General features: G+C 41.8%; 13 protein-coding genes. 3 read left to right on the top strand and 10 right to left on the bottom strand.

Annotation, left to right across the window (positions count from 1 at the left end; all coding sequences use genetic code 11):
- Positions 1-242: 242 nt before the first annotated feature.
- The gene (gene panP, locus QQK05_RS02045; protein WP_284296421.1) at positions 243-1886 is read left to right on the top strand and encodes a pyridoxal-dependent aspartate 1-decarboxylase PanP; all 1644 of its coding nucleotides are present in this window, start codon (positions 243-245) and stop codon (positions 1884-1886) included.
- A 68-nt stretch (positions 1887-1954) separates the two neighbouring features.
- Here panP and panC read toward each other — a convergent pair whose 3' ends face one another.
- From panC to sfsA, 7 genes are all read right to left on the bottom strand, one after another.
- Positions 1955-2815, bottom strand: coding sequence for a pantoate--beta-alanine ligase (gene panC, locus QQK05_RS02050; protein ID WP_284295708.1), 861 nt, complete (start codon positions 2813-2815; stop codon positions 1955-1957).
- 16 nt (positions 2816-2831) lie between these two features.
- Positions 2832-3629, bottom strand: a complete 798-nt coding sequence (gene panB / locus QQK05_RS02055; RefSeq protein ID WP_284295709.1) for a 3-methyl-2-oxobutanoate hydroxymethyltransferase — start codon at positions 3627-3629, stop codon at positions 2832-2834.
- Positions 3630-3678: 49 nt separating this feature from the next.
- Positions 3679-4170: a 2-amino-4-hydroxy-6-hydroxymethyldihydropteridine diphosphokinase gene (folK, locus tag QQK05_RS02060; RefSeq protein WP_284295710.1), complete on the bottom strand. Its 492-nt coding sequence runs from the start codon at positions 4168-4170 to the stop codon at positions 3679-3681.
- Positions 4171-4173: 3 nt separating this feature from the next.
- Positions 4174-5493 (bottom strand): polynucleotide adenylyltransferase PcnB, encoded by a 1320-nt coding sequence (gene pcnB, locus QQK05_RS02065; protein WP_322790552.1) that lies wholly within the window; start codon positions 5491-5493, stop codon positions 4174-4176.
- Positions 5494-5650: 157 nt separating this feature from the next.
- The gene (gene gluQRS, locus QQK05_RS02070; protein WP_284295711.1) at positions 5651-6556 is read right to left on the bottom strand and encodes a tRNA glutamyl-Q(34) synthetase GluQRS; all 906 of its coding nucleotides are present in this window, start codon (positions 6554-6556) and stop codon (positions 5651-5653) included.
- 9 nt (positions 6557-6565) lie between these two features.
- Positions 6566-7006, bottom strand: coding sequence for an RNA polymerase-binding protein DksA (dksA, locus tag QQK05_RS02075; protein ID WP_284295712.1), 441 nt, complete (start codon positions 7004-7006; stop codon positions 6566-6568).
- A gap of 247 nt (positions 7007-7253) precedes the next feature.
- Positions 7254-7976, bottom strand: coding sequence for a DNA/RNA nuclease SfsA (gene sfsA / locus QQK05_RS02080; protein ID WP_284296425.1), 723 nt, complete (start codon positions 7974-7976; stop codon positions 7254-7256).
- 268 nt (positions 7977-8244) lie between these two features.
- Here sfsA and katG point away from each other — a divergent pair, with 268 nt between their 5' ends.
- Entirely contained in the window at positions 8245-10500 is a 2256-nt protein-coding gene (katG, locus tag QQK05_RS02085; protein ID WP_407704858.1) for a catalase/peroxidase HPI, read from the top strand.
- A gap of 53 nt (positions 10501-10553) precedes the next feature.
- Here katG and QQK05_RS02090 read toward each other — a convergent pair whose 3' ends face one another.
- Positions 10554-11579: a phospholipase A gene (locus QQK05_RS02090; protein WP_284295714.1), complete on the bottom strand. Its 1026-nt coding sequence runs from the start codon at positions 11577-11579 to the stop codon at positions 10554-10556.
- Positions 11580-11721: 142 nt separating this feature from the next.
- On the opposite strand from QQK05_RS02090, the gene pepB reads away from it, so the two are divergent.
- Complete coding sequence (gene pepB, locus QQK05_RS02095) at positions 11722-13014, top strand: aminopeptidase PepB (RefSeq protein ID WP_284295716.1); 1293 nt, start codon at positions 11722-11724, stop codon at positions 13012-13014.
- Here pepB and QQK05_RS02100 read toward each other — a convergent pair.
- Both QQK05_RS02100 and thpR read right to left on the bottom strand, forming a co-directional pair.
- Positions 13011-13409: a hypothetical protein gene (locus QQK05_RS02100; RefSeq protein WP_284295717.1), complete on the bottom strand. Its 399-nt coding sequence runs from the start codon at positions 13407-13409 to the stop codon at positions 13011-13013. The two genes, pepB and QQK05_RS02100, sit on opposite strands and share 4 nt — an antisense overlap.
- A 121-nt stretch (positions 13410-13530) precedes the next feature.
- Positions 13531-14070 (bottom strand): RNA 2',3'-cyclic phosphodiesterase, encoded by a 540-nt coding sequence (gene thpR, locus QQK05_RS02105; RefSeq protein ID WP_284295718.1) that lies wholly within the window; start codon positions 14068-14070, stop codon positions 13531-13533.
- Between the last annotated feature and the right edge of the window lies 1 nt (position 14071).

Genomic DNA, 14071 nt, shown 5'->3' on the forward strand with positions numbered 1-14071 from the left:
GCCTTTTAATGTTAGAAGCAGCACTTATTATTAGTGTTAACTTCATTCGTTAGGAAGCAAAAAAGAGAAGACTTTTTACTAAAATTTTATTACAGTGCCGCTCTTATAATATTAAATTTGTAATACTCGTTAGCGAACTAACGAAAGTATGGATGCTTGATGAAAACGAACAGGTAAGTTTTCGTAGCGCTTATCAAGTTAATCAAGGTTTTAAATTAATTTTGCGTACTGTTTTAAATAAAATGAGCTCAACGTCGCGTCGTGCAAGTGCAACGCAAGAGTCGTTACATCGAATTTTCACCATTCCTGAAGCGCCTGATTCAACATTAGGTGTCATTGAAAAGGAAATGTCGGAAAATCTGTTGGGCTTTTTGGGTCAGCATATCGTTGCGGTTGAGAAGCCGTTAAATGAGATAGAAAAAGACTTTGCAAGTTCAGCATTGCCTGAAGAACCAGAGTTTGTTTCTGATCATATGCACCATTTACTTAATAAATTGGTTGCGCAATCAGTCCATACATCAAGCCCAAGCTTTATCGGTCACATGACCTCAGCCCTTCCGTATTTCATTTTACCATTGTCAAAACTGATGGTGGGGTTAAACCAAAATCTAGTAAAAATAGAAACATCTAAAGCATTTACACCGCTAGAGCGTCAAGTCTTGGGGATGATGCATCGCTTAGTATATGGCGATGATGATCATTTTTATCAGCAGTGGATGCATAGTGCGAATCACTCATTAGGTGCTTTTTGTTCCGGTGGTACCGTTGCCAACTTAACGGCTTTATGGGTTGCTCGTAATAATTTATTGAAAGCCGATGGTGACTTTAAAGGCGTTGCAAGAGAAGGGCTCTATAAAGCATTAAAACACTATGATTATGAAGGTTTAGCGATTCTTGTTTCAGAGCGTGGTCACTATTCATTGAAAAAATCAGCAGACGTTTTGGGCATAGGGCAAGAAAGCGTTATTGCGATCCCAACTGATGAACACAACAAGATTGATATCGCTAAACTTGAGCAAAAGTGTCAAGAACTTACCCGTAATAAGATTCGTATCTTGAGTTTAGTTGGTGTTGCTGGGACAACCGAAACAGGCAATATCGACCCATTAATGCAAATGGCTGAAATTGCAGAGCGCTATGACACACATTTTCACGTAGATGCTGCGTGGGGTGGTGCGACATTATTGTCTAATAAGCACCGTGGATTAATGGCTGGTATTGAGCTGGCAGATTCGGTAACGATTGATGCGCATAAACAAATGTATGTACCGATGGGCGCTGGTTTAGTGGTGTTTAAGAATCCTGCATCGGTTTCTGCTATCGAACACCATGCTGAGTATATTCTTCGTAAAGGCTCGAAAGATTTGGGCTCTCATACGCTTGAGGGATCCCGTCCTGGTATGGCAATGCTGGTTTATGCAAGTTTGCATATCATTAGCCGCCAAGGTTATGAGATGTTGATTAACCAGAGCCTTGATAAAGCGCAATACTTTGCTGATCAAATTAGTGCGCACCCCGAATTTGAGTTAGTGACAAAACCAGAGCTTTGCTTACTTACCTACCGCTATGTGCCTAAAGAGGTTCAAGCAATGCTTGAAATCGCCTCTGATGAGCAGGTCGAGGTGATTAATAGCTTGCTTGATAAACTGACTAAATTCATACAGAAGCGCCAACGTGAAAACGGCAAGTCGTTTGTCTCGCGTACGCGTATCGAAGTGAGTCGTTATCAAGGAAAGAAAGTGCTAGTTTTTCGTGTGGTATTGGCAAATCCGCTAACCACCAAAGAGATATTAAACGACATTCTTGCTGAACAGTGTGAGCTTGCAAGCGAATCTAAGCAATATTTACCGGAATTACTTGCACAAGTTGCGAAAGTTAGCGTTTAAGCTTGTTATATAGTCGGCAATAAAAAAGGCAGTGATGAACTGCCTTTTTTATTGGAACAGGTGAGCGATTACGGTCGGGTAAATTGGATATTATCGATTAATCGAGCTTTTCCACAATGTGCTGCGGCTAATATCACTAGATTTGAATCATCATCACTTGCCGGGTTTAATGTGCGTGCATGACATACGTGGATGTAATCTGTCTTCATACCACTTTCATCGATTTTTCTGGCGGCTTGACGTGCTAAACCAATAAAATCAGTATCTTCTCGATCTGCTTGTTTAATTTGATCAACTAACCATCGCATCTGTTGATTTAAGGTAGGTGCAATTGCTTTTTCTTCCGTGGTCAGATAATTATTGCGAGAGCTCATGGCTAAACCGCTATCTTCTCGCTTTGTTTCGACAGGAATGATGTCAATTGGCATTGATAAATCTTCTACCATGGTTTGAATAACTTGAACCTGTTGGTAATCCTTTAAACCAAAACACGCTATATCGGGTTGAACTAAGTTAAATAACTTACAAACGACCGTAGAGACACCTCTAAAGTGACCTGGTCGGCTTTCGCCACAGTAGCCCTCAGAAACATTGGGTACTTCAACAAAGCTTTGTTTATCTAGCCCTTTAGGGTAGATAATCTCTGGTGTCGGCGTAAATAGTAAATCAGTGCCTTCTGCCATGAGTTTTTCACGGTCGTCGGCAAGCGTTCTAGGGTACGAGGCGATATCTTCATTTGCACCAAATTGCATTGGGTTAACGAAAATACTCGCGACAACCTTATCAGCGTGCTTTTTAGCTTCTGTGACAAGCGAAATGTGACCGGCATGAAGGTTGCCCATAGTTGGAACAAAACCTATTTTTAAGCCCGCTTGGCGCCACTGTGTGATTTGCTCACGTAATGCTTCAATACTTGATACTGTTTTCACAATATTTGCCTATTGTTTACTTAAAAATGTGATCTTCGCCTGGGAAGTTCCCTTGGCTTACTTCACTAATATACAGTTCAACAGCTTTCTTTATGTCTCCCGTGTCGACAAGGAAATTACGAGAAAACTTAGGCATGTAACTACAAGAAATACCAAGAGCGTCGTGCATTACCAAAATTTGGCCGTCAGTGTCTTTACCTGCGCCAATGCCAATCGTTGGAATAGTTACCGCTTCAGTAATCGCTTTACCCAATTCGGCCGGGATGCATTCTAATACGAGCAATTGAACACCTGCTGCTTCGAGTGCTTTTGCTTCCTCAACCATTGCTTGTGCTTGAGATTGTTCGCGCCCTTGCACTTTAAAACCACCAAAAACATTTACAGATTGCGGTGTAAGGCCTAAGTGCCCACATACAGGAATACCACGTTCAACCAGTGCTTTTATTGTATCAGTTAACCACAAGCCGCCTTCCATTTTGACCATGCTTGCGCCAGCCTGCATTAACTTTGTAGCATTTTCATATGCCATCTCAGTCGTTGCATAGGTCATAAATGGCATGTCACCGATAATCAAGGTACTTTCAACACCTGCACGGACACAGCGCGTGTGGTATGCCATGTCATCAATACTGACAGGAAGCGTATCGTCTTGCCCCTGTAAAACCATTCCTAATGAGTCACCGATTAAAATGGCGTGAATGCCAGCTTGATCAAAAAGTTTTGCAAAGCTCGCGTCATATGCTGTGATGGTTGAAATCTTTTCACCTTGTTCCTTCATTTTCAACAAGGTAGAGGTGGTGATTTTTTTTGCCATTAGAAATTACCTTAAGGTTAAAATTGGCTCTATTGTAATTAAATTTACGCTAAATACCACTGACAATTGTTAACCCATTTGGGTCGATATTGTTACTTAATGTCTGTAAGTTGCTACCATCTGGCAGTATTAAGTTAGGTTCTATTTCTACTAGAGGTAGCAGAACAAACTCTCGTTCTTGCATCCCATAGTGTGGAACTGTTAATCGTTCTGAGTCTATGACGAGGTCATCAATAAGCAATATATCCAAATCGATGATTCGAGCGCCCCAGCGATTCCCTTTGATACGCTCTCGGCCAAATGCAAGTTCAATAGCCTGGAGTTTATCAAGTAACTCAAGTGGTGATAATGTCGTTTCTATTTGAGCAACAGCATTAATATAGTCAGGTTGGTCTTGCGGCCCCATAGGCTTACTGCCATATATTGAGGAACTCTTAATGAATTGGCAGTGCTCAAGCGTCTTTAGGGTGGCAATTGCACGTTGTACTTGTTCAATTGGCGAGGATAAATTACTGCCAATTCCGATAAACACCTTTGCCATGTTTTACTCGCTAGTTGCTTTGTTATTTGGACGTCGCTTACGTCTAATTTTACGACGAGGCTTAGAGCGGTTACCTGTCGTTTTCAACATTTGATTTTGAGTGGCACTCGGTGCATCCTGGAATTCCGTCCACCATTTGGCGAGCTCTTTTACCGAGTCATCGGCAAATTCGCTACGTAATAGTAAAAAGTCATATCCAGCCCTGAACTTGGGATGTTCGAGTGTTTTGTAGGCGCGTTTCGGGTCACGTTTTTCGAAGCGTTCTTGCAAGATCCAAATATCTTTAATCGGCAACTGAAAGCGCTTAGGGATAGCAACAGATTGTTGTTGCTCGCTCATAAGCTCGTGATAGGCCTGAAAAAATGCATCTTGTGGTAACACGTTACCACCTGCTTTTATAGAGGCAATTCGCTTTTGTAGCGGGAACCATAATATGGCTGCAAATAAAAATGCTGGAGTAACTCGTTGCTCGTTAGCGATACGGATATCGGTATTTTCCAATGCCTGATTGATGAATTGCGTCATTAACTCGCTTTCATCTAAGGTGAAGTCGTCATTAGCACATAAGGCTCGTTCAACCGCTGGAAAGAAGTGTTCAAACAAGTCATATTGTCGCAACATGTCAAAGTTGGCGACGGCCTTACCACTGACAAATAGTTTGAGAAACTCTTCAAACATTCTGGCTGCAGGGATATTTGATAATAACGAAGCGAGTGGCTTAATTGGCTGTTCCGTTTCCGGGCTTATCGACATATCGAGCTTAGTTGCAAAGCGAATAGCACGCAGCATGCGAACTGGATCTTCACGATATCGTGTTTCCGGATCGCCGATTAAACGAATGGTTCGATTTTCAATATCAGAAACGCCACCTGCAAAATCATAGATGTTGAAATTTTGCGTAGAATAGTAAAGGGCGTTTATCGTGAAATCACGGCGTTCAGCATCTTCATCAATTGAGCCGTAAATGTTGTCGCGTAACAACATACCTTGCTCACTTTGTTTGGAAATTTTCTGATTATTGCCTGCGTCATCGTGATGACCACGAAACGTTGCAACCTCAATAATATCACGACCAAAAACGATGTGTGCTAAACGAAAACGTCGACCGATTAAACGGCAATTACGAAATAGGCCTTTGATTTGTTCAGGCGTTGCATTTGTAACGATATCAAAATCTTTTGGCTCAAGACCAAGTAGTATGTCTCTTACACCACCGCCAACAAGGTATGCATCAAAGCCGCCTTTGTTAAGACGATACAAAACTTTCAAAGCGTTATTGCTTATTAACTGACGTGAGACAGGGTGTTGATCTCTTGGGATCACAATTGGACCCTGTGAAAAATCATGGTCTACTGCATCGCTTGAGGAATTCAGTAACTTTTTACAAAAATTGATAACGCTTTTAATAAGATAAAACCTTGCTTTAGGGGCTATTTAAGTAGGCGCAATAATATACTAGCTGAGTAAAAAATAGAATGTTTTAATCAAGGTTAATCGCGATTTCTTGTTGTGATGGCATTCTATCAAACTCGAAGTTTTTTACTGCCCAATCAACGATTGCTTGTGGCGATAAATCTTCAAGGTCTTTATCGGCTTGTTGACCTAAAAAGTTTAGCGCATTTATCAGTACTTTTTGCGGTCTTAGTTGGTCAATCGCAGGTGCTTTGTTTTGTTTGCTTAGTTTGTAACCGTCGTGAGTGGTGGCAAGTGGAATATGTCCTAATTCAGGGGCTCTATGCGAAAATGTTGCGAATAAGCTTAATTGCCTAGCGCTGGGTTCTAAAAGATCACAACCCCGAATGACATGACTAATTTGCTGATAGATATCATCGACGACGACTGCAAGTTGGTAGGCAAATAGGCCGTCTTTTCTAAACAAAATACAATCTTCACTGGCTAAGCGATTGTCGATTGTAATTTTTCCTTGGAATAGGTCAAAAAAATGGTCAATTTTAAATTGATTGATGTACCTAATAGCACTGCCAGTTTGACTATGATTTAAGTCCTTACAGTGACCATCGTAAATACCTCCCCGAGCTTTTATTTGCGCACGGGTACACTGGCAGTAATAACTGAGGTTTTCGCCACGCAATTGTTCAAGTGCGTCGAGATAGTGTTGAGATTGCTGACTTTGATAAACAACTTCCTCATCCCAGCATAAACCGTAATGTTCTAGCGTTGTTAATATCGCTTTACTTGCTCCAGGTTGTTCTCTAGGTGGATCGATATCTTCAATTCGGACCAACCATTGCCCACTGTTTTGTTTGGCGTGAATATAGCTCGCTAGTGCAGTGACTAGAGAACCAAAGTGGAGTTGTCCAGATGGAGAGGGAGCGAAACGACCACGGTAAGTGTCCTGTGGTCGTTCAGGTAATGCTAGTTTCATTGAAACTAATTAGCCGGCGAGTTGACGCTCTTTGATTTCAGCTAATGTTTTACATTCGATACATAAGTCAGCTGTTGGGCGTGCTTCCAAACGGCGGATACCGATTTCAATACCACATGACTTACAGAAACCGAAATCATCATCTTCAATTAACTGAAGTGTTTTTTCGATTTTCTTGATGAGTTTACGCTCACGGTCTCGAGTACGTAACTCTAGGCTGAACTCTTCTTCTTGTGCAGCACGGTCAACAGGGTCAGGGAAGTTTGCGGCTTCGTCTTGCATGTGTGTTACTGTGCGGTCAACTTCTTCGCGTAACTGTGTACGCCAAGCTTCTAAAATTAGTTTGAAGTGCTCTAATTGTTCAGCACTCATATATTCTTCGTTCGGTTTTTCCTGGTATGGTTCAACGCCAGCTAACGCTAAAATACCTAGAGCTTTCTTGTTTGGCATGCGTAATCTCCTAATGCTTCATAGCCCTTGATGCTGCGACAAGCAGTTATCTCAAGGTTGCAATTGCCAATAAAATATAGGCTTCAATTATATTAAAAGGCCTATATTGTGTTTACCTTGCAATATTTCAAGTCTATTACGAACTTTTTTTCGACTTAGGTTTAGTTCTTTCGCGATAAATTTTTTGCAAAGAACAAGATTTTTAGCAAGTTATTTGCCTGTTCGTCAACTCTATTTGATGATAATTTTATATTTTAACGGGAATTGCTCTAATTTTTTCAATCGAGATATTGCCATCTTGTTCTATGAAATCGGCTTTGTAGGCAAGAATTTGTACGCCTTTTTTCTTAGCCTCAACAATAAGTTCCGAATATTTTGCGTCAATATGGCTGGCCGGTTTTACGCTTTTGATACCGTTGTGCATGACAAAAAACAATAAACATGCGTTATGGCCCGCGTCGACCATCGCCATTAACTCACGCAAGTGCTTTTGACCGCGTGTTGTTTTTGCGTCGGGAAAATATCCTTGATCTTCCTCTAATAAGGTGACGCTTTTTACTTCTAGGTAAGTCGTTTTAGAAGATGAGTCAGTTAGCAAGAAATCAATTTTACTTTTTTCTTCACCATAACGAACTTCTCGTTCGACCTGGGATATATTTGAAAATTCTTCGATAGCGCCTGCTTTTAGCGCCTGATCAACATAATCGTTTGCTCTGTGTGTATTTACACATATCAAGTCACCATTGGGCTTTTCGGTAAACTCCCAGCTGTAAGGGTACTTACGTTTAGGATTAGTTGACGTGCTGTACCAAACGCCGTCATCGATATCTGCGCAACCTGTCATCGCGCCAGTGTTTGCTACGTGTAACGTTGTGGTTGAACCATCAGCTAACGTGACATCCGCCAAGAAGCGTTTATAGCGTTGTATCAAAATCGCTTTGTTTACGTGAATGTTGCTTGAGAACAGCATGAATTTAAATACCTTACTAGTCGATAAAACAAATAATGCTTTACTCATTTTTATCAGGTGATACATGGCCTGTAGGTTAATTGTTTTTTTCGATTATGTGAATCTAATTAATCAATTTTCTAATCGTTAACTTCGTTTCTACACTGAAAATATTCTAAATCGACGTATTTATTTAGATAAGAAGGTAAGCGCTTATTGAGCCAAATTACCTCATTAAAAAATTATTAAGGTGAGAACTATGAGAAAAGTGTCGAGACTAAAACGAAGCATGATAGCTTGCTCATTGGCATTGACTGTTTCGTCAATGGCGGTGCATGCGGAGCAGGAAATTTCAAAACCGAAAGGGGCTAAAGGCAGTGGGCAGGTGTCGCTTGGCCAAGCAAAGTCGAATCAATTTTGGTGGCCTGATCAACTAAACCTATCTTCTTTGCGCGTTCACGATAATCGCTCTAACCCGCATGGCAGTGATTTTGATTATGCTAACGCCTTTAACGCGTTAGATATGAAAGCGTTGAAAAAAGATCTGAATGAATTACTAACAACATCACAAGATTGGTGGCCGGCTGACTGGGGAAATTATGGCCCCTTGTTTATCCGGTTAGCGTGGCATAGTGCCGGTACCTATCGAACATTAGATGGTCGAGGTGGTGGTGACGGTGGTCAAATGAGGTTCGACCCACTCAATAGCTGGCCAGATAATGGAAACCTGGATAAAGCCAAGCGCTTATTGTGGCCTCTAAAACAAAAGTACGGCGCCAGTATCTCATGGGGAGATTTAATGATTTTAGCCGGTACAGTTGGGCTGGAAAACATGGGATTTCAAACGTATGGCTTTGCAGGGGGACGCGCCGATGATTGGGAACCTGACTTAGTCTATTGGGGGCCAGAAATTGAGATGCTAGCAAGTGACCGTGAAGAAAAAGACGGTAAATTACAGCGACCATTGGGCGCTACTCATATGGGACTGATTTATGTTAATCCCGAAGGGCCTCGCGGAAAGCCTGATCCGGTAGGCTCGGCCAAAAATATTAGAATAGCATTTGGTCGCATGGCGATGAGTGACGAAGAAACCGTTGCGTTGATCGCTGGCGGACATACTTTTGGTAAAATGCACGGTGCTCATAAGCCTTCTGATTGTGTTGGAAAGGAGCCGGGCGGCGCAGCACTAGAAGAGCAAGGTTTAGGTTGGAAAAATACCTGTGGAAAGGGTCATTCAGAGGATACCGTGACGAGTGGTTTAGAGGGAGCGTGGACGCAAGCCCCAACTCAGTGGACGACATTGTATTTACAAAACTTGCTTAATTTCGAATGGGAACAAACCCGAAGCCCTGCCGGTGCTATTCAATGGATACCAACAGATAAATCATTACGTGAATCGGTACCGGATGCTCATGTCGAAGGAAAGTTTAACTCACCAGTAATGACGACCGCAGATCTCGCACTTAAATACGATGCTAAGTACAAAGCTATTGCTGAGAGGTTTTTAGCTAACCCAGAGCAGTATCGACTAGCTTTTGCCAAAGCATGGTATAAATTGACACACCGCGATATGGGGCCGAGAACACGTTACTTGGGTGATAATGTCCCTGACGAAGCACTTATTTGGCAGGATCCGGTGCCAAGTGTTGACCATAAACTTATTGACGAAAAAAATGTTAAACGTTTGAAGAAATCGATACTGAAAGCCGGTTTATCTGTTGACGAATTAATACGCACGGCTTGGGCTTCGGCAGCAAGTTTTAGAGCATCAGATATGCGTGGTGGAGCTAACGGTGCGCGCGTTATGTTGTCACCGCAAAAAGATTGGCAGGTTAACAACCCACAAGAATTGGCGAAGGTACTGAAAGTACTTAAAGGTGTGCAAACTAAGTTTAATCAATCGTTGCCAAAGGGTATGAGAGTATCAATGGCAGATGTCATTGTTCTAGCTGGTGCAGTAGGTATTGAAGAGGCAGCGACGCGGGCAGGTGTTGACGTCTCTGTGCCATTTACGCCAGGTCGTACCGATGCAACTCAAGCGCAAACTGACGTGCAATCTTTTGCATTACTTGAACCTAAAGCCGATGCGTTTCGAAACTACTTTAATCGTGAGACAAGTTACCGCTCACCAACTGAGATGTTAGTTGATCGTGCTGAGCAACTAAACCTTTCTGTCCCAGAAATGACGGTTCTTTTAGGTGGTTTGCGTGTATTAGGTGCTAATTCAAATGACACGACTCATGGTCAACTGTCGGACAATATTGGCACGTTAAATAATGACTTCTTTGTTAACTTGCTAGATATGTCGACGATATGGAAGCGATCGAACGAAGAAGGCGTATACGAAGGCTTTGATCGTAAATCGGGTGAAATGCGCTTTTCTGCAACATCAGTTGATTTAATCTTTGGTTCAAACTCTGAATTAAGAGCGATTGCCGAGGTATATGCATACGATGATGCAAAACAAAAGTTTGCGGACGATTTCGTCAAAGCATGGCACAAAGTGATGTCACTTGATCGATTTGACCTACGTCACCAACTTTAATAGGCAATAAAAAAGGCGCTATCGTAATTGAGCGCCTTTTTTCTTTTATTCTTCTATAGAAAGTCGTTGACGGTAAAACCAATGCCCACTCTGGTTTGATTGTGGTTGTAGTCAATTAAGCTTTCACCATATCCAGTAAAGATATTGGCGTAACCTTTCAATTTACCATAGATAGGAAACGTGATACCTAGTTCGCCAGAGCCGTTGTGGGTAGCGAAATTGTATCGGCCCATAAAACCAAATTCTAAGTTATCCCATTGATAAACCATTGCCAGTTCATAATGGCCCATGTAATCAAGAATATCTGGGTTGTCATCGCCGTCAGGATCTAATTCGAATTGCTTTTCTTCCTCTTCAAAGCGATACCAAGGTCGAAGTGACATGGCAAAATCACCTTTTTCCCAGAGGAAGTTAAAGTAGGCTCTGTTCCAACTACGTGACAACAGTTGCGAGCGTCCGTTTGACTGATGCTCTACACCAAATACAAAGTGGGTGTCCCCACCAAAAGGTTGCCAGTTAAGAGGCATGGCATAAAACACTTCTGGTTGGTAATTTGTTTCCCTAAACGGTTTAGAAATATTATCTGAATAGATTTGCCACCATGCTTCAATAGTGAAAGCAAAAAACAACGCGTCGCCTTCAACAAACAAGTCTTGTGTATTGAGCGGTAACTTAATACTTAACTGAAATTTGGCTTCAACATTTTCAAAGTTTTCGTCATAGCCCGGGATCTCCGCGTATGCGTCAGGGTTAATTCCATCGCTTGTCAAGGCAGGCATGATGTAATTCATACGGTGTGGCGTGATGACGTATGGCTCAAACGCTGATTTTCTTTCTTGCTCTATTCGTTTCGCAATCTGACCTTTTTTAACCGCAGGCTTCTCGATTGGCGTGGCTTCTGCGTTCGCGTTTGCTGTCCAGTCGGGTTTTGGTTGGCATTGCTTGCGCATTTCCTCTAAAGTTAGGCTTTTATCGCCACTTTGATATAAAGCTAATACGCAGGCTTCTTCATTTGTCGCATGAACAAAAGTCGACGATAATAAAGTCACTAAGCTAATTGCATAGCCATATTTATTCATAATCTTTCCATGAGTGTTGAAGCATTATCAATATTGTATGCAATTAACGCATAAATACATATATTAAAAGTTAAATTAATGTGAATTTGATTTAAAAATTTGCAACGCAAACAACAAGTATTCGAACAGCTAGGAAAATTGCATGACAACAACGCAACCAAAAATCTACTTAACATACACATCAAAAGCTAAAGATTGGCAGCAGGATAAGAGAGAACAGTTAATCGATAATGACATTTATATTTATGTAAGTGAAAGCAATCCATTTGTTCTACGAGATATTCAACAAGCCGGACGCAAAATTGAAGCTATGGGTGTTGCAACAGCGGTTTTAGCAGGTGATACCTGGAATGATGACGCACAATGGGCTTTTGCATTGGGTTTTACCGCCGTTGGCAAATTAACTTCGGTAGAGTTTTGTGGTGACAATGCGCAGGCACTGACTGATAAATTAGCAGTGTATGCTTGGAGTCGCGACCTAACGAACCAGACACCAGCAGAGCTTTATCCTGTAAGCCTAGCGAAGCAAACTATCGATTTTTTAACGGATATAGCACCCGATCATATCAGTGGCACACTCACAACAGGTGAAGCACTAGAAGACGCGGGGTGGACAGGTATTTATCACGTAGGTATGGCGAGTCAGCATCCACCTTGTTTATTAGAAATAGATTACAACCCTACGGGTGATGAGAATGCACCTGTGGCTGCTTGCTTAGTTGGTAAAGGCATAACATTTGATAGTGGTGGCTATAGCATTAAGCCGAGTGCAGGTATGTTCGACATGAAATGTGATATGGGCGGTGCAGCGGTTGTTGCAGGTGCATTTGGTTTGGCCATAAAGCAAGGCTTCAATAAGCGAGCAAAATTATTTTTATGCTGTGCTGAGAATATGATCGCGGGCCATGCTTATAAGCTAGGTGATATTTTGACATACAAAAACGGTGTGACGGTCGAAATCGCCAATACTGACGCAGAAGGTCGACTTGTGCTTGCTGATGGCCTAATGGCTGCAGGTGAAACAGGCACGCCATTAATTATTGATGCGGCAACCCTTACTGGAGCGGCTGTGCTTGCTACTGGTGGTGAATATACGGCGATGTTTACGCTAGATGATGAGCTTGCAAATAAGACGCGTGCAGTTGCTGGGCAAGTTAATGAACCGATTTGGCAATTGCCATTGGAGCCGTGGCATCAAGGAAAATGCCCATCAGCATTTGCTACGACTGCTAACTCGACTACGACGAAAGGTGGCGGTGCAGGCGGAGCGAGTAATGCTGCTGGCTTCTTGTCGCGCTTTGTACCAAATGAAGGTAAAGGTTGGGTTCATTTAGACATTGCTGCTGCGTACAATGCCTCAAGCAATAGTATGTGGGCTGCAGGTGCAACAGGCTTAGGTATCGCGACAATTGCAGAATTAATGCACGATAGCTAATTCGTTTGTTTCTTTAAGTAGTTGGCAAGCCAAGCTTTGGCGGCGTTCACGTCGCTGAAAATGTGATATTTAGTGTTACAACTCTCATAAACTCGACTAAGTTGCATTTGCTGAATATCCGCTTGCCCGCTGTCTTGAATAACGGTGGCAAGGGCTGCCATATTTTTTTTCATTCTCTCCTTTGTTAACGCGACAAGCTCTTCTTCCGCTTCTGGAGAAAATACCCCGCTCCCATGAAAGCAAGCAATGCATCCCCAAGGTTTATGCTTAATTTTTTCGATAGCGTCGAGTGTTTCTGATTTGTACTCAAGCATAGTATCAAAGTCAAAAGGGCCTGATGCATCAACAAATAAGATATTGTCCTGTGCTGTAATCTTGTATGGTTGATTTGTCATTTTGCCTCCATGAAATGCCAATTTGATTGAAATTTGTACAGCCTATACAAGTATCAATAATTTAATAGCTTGCCAAGTAAGCAGATTTTCTAAAAAGATCAAATTTATTAAGTTAATAATATCAATCGTTTAGTGACCAGGTTTTCATTCGGGTATACCTAGGACCAGAAGGCGTTGATTCTGAAAGATACAGACTAAAACTCAGTGCATTGAGTTCAAGATAAACAGTGTTTTCTTGGTATTTTGGTAATAAGTCGCGCTTGGCTTTTCTGAAAATGCTGACATGGGGAGTAAATTCTGGATGTTGTTCTTCAAATCCAAGTAGCTCAGCAATGTTGCGCATTTTACTGGCGAGTAAATTAAGTGCTTCAGGTGTTGAATCAAGCCCTAGATAGGCAACTTTAGGTTTCTCAAACAACCCCAAGTGATTTATCTTGTAGTTAAAGGAAGTCGGTTTACTTTCGACGATAAATCTATCTATATGTTGGCATAATGATGTTTGAGTATTTTCATCGATCATACCAAAGAAAAATAACGTTAAGTGATAATTCTCGGGAACGATGACCTTGAGGCCAGTGCTATAGTCTAGTTGATCGACCATTTGAGCAATCGTTTGCTTTTGCTCAGTCGTAAGGTCAAGCGCTAAAAACATTCGAGGCATA

It is taken from the genome of Thalassotalea loyana (assembly GCF_030161435.1).
GTDB classification, from domain to species: domain Bacteria; phylum Pseudomonadota; class Gammaproteobacteria; order Enterobacterales; family Alteromonadaceae; genus Thalassotalea_G; species Thalassotalea_G loyana.